Source organism: uncultured Mucilaginibacter sp. (assembly GCF_903913935.1).
In the GTDB taxonomy this organism is placed as follows: Bacteria; Bacteroidota; Bacteroidia; order Sphingobacteriales; family Sphingobacteriaceae; genus Mucilaginibacter.
The window spans coordinates 1-2,971 of record NZ_CAIWNH010000546.1 but is presented as its reverse complement, the minus strand read 5'-3'; the positions used below and the strand labels follow the sequence as shown (position 1 = coordinate 2,971).

2 protein-coding genes are annotated in these 2,971 nt (G+C 41.9%); both read right to left on the bottom strand.

Annotated features, from left to right (window positions below; translation table 11 throughout):
• On the bottom strand, nt 1–911 hold a 911-nt coding region (locus QZY09_RS22035), incomplete at its 3' end, for a porin (protein WP_295676182.1).
• 224 nt (nt 912–1,135) lie between these two features.
• Complete coding sequence (locus QZY09_RS22030; protein WP_295676180.1) at nt 1,136–2,758, bottom strand: ammonium transporter; 1,623 nt, start codon at nt 2,756–2,758, stop codon at nt 1,136–1,138.
• Nucleotides 2,759–2,971: the final 213 nt, after the last annotated feature.

Genomic DNA, 2,971 nt, shown 5'->3' with positions numbered 1-2,971 from the left:
GCAGGGCCTAAGCCGCCGGTTGAATAAGTTCCGGTTTTTGTAGTGAAATATTCACCCCTTAATCCTAAGGTTACCGCTTTTGATACGGCTAATTGTGGATACAGGGCTACACCCGAAAATCCACCGGTTACACCGTTTGAGGCAGAGAAATCAGCAGCGTTTAAACCCAGTTTGAAAGCACTTGTAATTTGCCAGGCAGTTGTAAGGTCAAATTCTGTTCCGTATGATGAACCGGTTACCACGTTCAGGTATGCTGTCCAGTTTTTTACAGGGGTTACGGTTAACTGAGCGCCAAATGTATTAACCTTTCCGCCTGACTGGTAAACATTCCAGTAGTCATTAAATATACCCGCCATTAAGCTTACTTTGTCCGAAAATGCATAAGTGGCTTTTAAGCCGGCATTCTGGAACGGGCCGTTAGTGAATAAATAAGAAGTTGAATAGTTGAAGTTAGCCGCAGGGCTGATCACTTCGTATCCGATAAAGGTTGACATATAACCGGCTGTCATACTGAATTTATCTGTAAAGTTATACGATACATATAAATTCTGGATATGGTAGCTGGAATAAGCCACACCTGCTGAATTACCCACATAAGCTAATCCAGGATCGGCATTTGGAATGGATTCCTGCTGACCGCGTGGACCGAAAGAAAGTTCACCAACAAATGAGGCTTTGCCTACTGATTTTTTTAAACCAAGGTCGACCATACCGATCGAGACAGAGTTTAATTCGTTTGCAAAACTGGTTGGGATATTTGCTTTTCCCGAAAAGTCGGTTTTAAAATAGGTATCTACCGAACCACTCAGCACCAGGGGTGCGTCGCCGGTGGTTTTAATCGTGTCCTGCGCGTTGGCAGCAAGACTGAAAGATGATGCAGCAAGTATTAAAAGTAGAAATCTTTTTTTCATGATAATTAAATTGATTGATAATTTTTGTTGAATTGTTAATAGTTTGGTTTGATTGAATTGCGAAGTTATAGCATAAAACATCCTTGTCTGAACTATTTGATAAGAATTCAGCAGATGTATTGAATAAATTACGTTAACATTTTTAAGAACCCTTGTATAGCTGATTGCAGGATGTTTATCATTGAATTGATCAACCAGCTATACAAGGGCGTTATATTTTAAACTTAAGCGGTTACTTTTCCGTCTTTTTCAAAAAGGCCGGTTAAGCTAACATCGCCGTCTTCATAGTCATAAGCTGAAGCGCCGTGGTCGAACATATCCAAGCCACCCGGACCTGTTTCACCATGAGCTTCAACACGCAGTTTCCATGGATGCGGCAATTGCATGATCAATTTCATCATTACCCAGGTAACCACGAACACTGCGATGGCAATAGTAAATGTACCGATAGCCTGTGCTTTTAAAACGCTGAAATCTCCACCGTAGAACAAACCTTTTACCGGAGCAGAGTTGTCAGCGCCGTAAGGGCCTGTAGCACCGAACTGGCCGGAAGCAAATAAGCCCAATGATAATGTTCCCCAGATGCCGCAGAAACCGTGAACCGGAACAGCGCCAATTGGATCGTCAATACGCATGTATTCAAGTAATTTAACACCACCAAACACAACGAAACCAGCAACACCACCTAATAAAGTAGCACCCAGCGGGCTAACCCAGTAACATGGACAAGTAATAGCAACAAGGCCTGCAAGGAAACCATTTACAGTAAAACCAAGGTCGAATTTACCTTTTGTCGACCCCCACCATAAAGCAGCAGCCATAGCGGTAAAACCACCGGCGCAAGCGGCAAGCGTTGTATTGGTAGCAACACGGCCAATGCCGATCGCATCCATAGCTGAAAGTGTACTACCAGGGTTAAAGCCATACCAGCCGAACCATAAGATGAAACCACCTACAGCTGCCATAGGCAAGTTGTGGCCCGGAGGCATGCCACCGCCATCACGTGCAAATACACGGCCTATACGTGGGCCTAAAACTACGGCTCCTGCAAGTGACGCCATACCACCAATAGTGTGTACTACTGTTGAACCGGCAAAATCGCGGAACCCTTGTCCTAAACTAACAAAGAAATTACCTTTTGTGCCCATTAAAGCTAACCATCCATCAGGACCCCAAGCCCAGTGACCGATGATAGGATAAATAAAGCCTGTAATACCGATACTGTAAAGGATATCACCACGGAAACCTGTACGACCGATCATCGCACCTGAAACTACAGTCGAGCAAGTATCAGCAAAAGCATATTGGAAGATCCAGTGAGCAATAATAGGAACACCTGTTGCAAGATAAGTATCAGTTGGGTTGCCAACAGCAGTTCCCTGCAGGAAGAACCAATGATAACCTATAAAACCGTTACCATAACTAAACATAAAAGCGTAGCCAATTGCATAGAATAAAATACCGCAAAGGCATGTATCAAAGATACACTCCATTAAAATATTTACGGTTTCACGTTTACGGGCAAATCCGATTTCAAGCATCGTAAAACCCGACTGCATTGCAAACACAAGGAACGCTGCAACCAATGTCCATACGGTATTGATAGAATCCATTGACCCTTTAGCGGTATTAATAATGGAGTGCTCAAGCGCTGTGGTGTCAGCCTTGGCAGTTACCGCAGCATGAGCAGCAGTACCAAAAAATCCGGGCAATGTAAAAATGGCCAACACAACAAGCCCAAGGCCTATCATTTTTCCCGCCAAAATGGTTCCACCAAGTGCCCATTTCTCGCGCGTCAGTTGTCGGACTGAACTGAGCAAATTGAACTTTGTAACGTTTACTTTCATTGTTTGTTTGTTTAGTTTAATTTAGTTTGATTGATTCAGTTATTTAATACGTAAATAGTTTTTATTATATTAAGGAAATAATTTTTATGCTTTTTCTTGAGTTTTTTTATGAATAATTTAATAATTGCAACTGTTTTATAAATATTTCCATGAAAATATGGATGTTTTTTAACAAAAACAAATTTTCAAACAATTATTTAACAATAAATTCAT

Coding starts and splice junctions, on each gene's coding strand:
- QZY09_RS22030 (WP_295676180.1), bottom strand. CDS start 2,758: ATGAAAGTAAACGTTACAAAGTTCAATTTGCTCAGTTCAGTCCGACAA.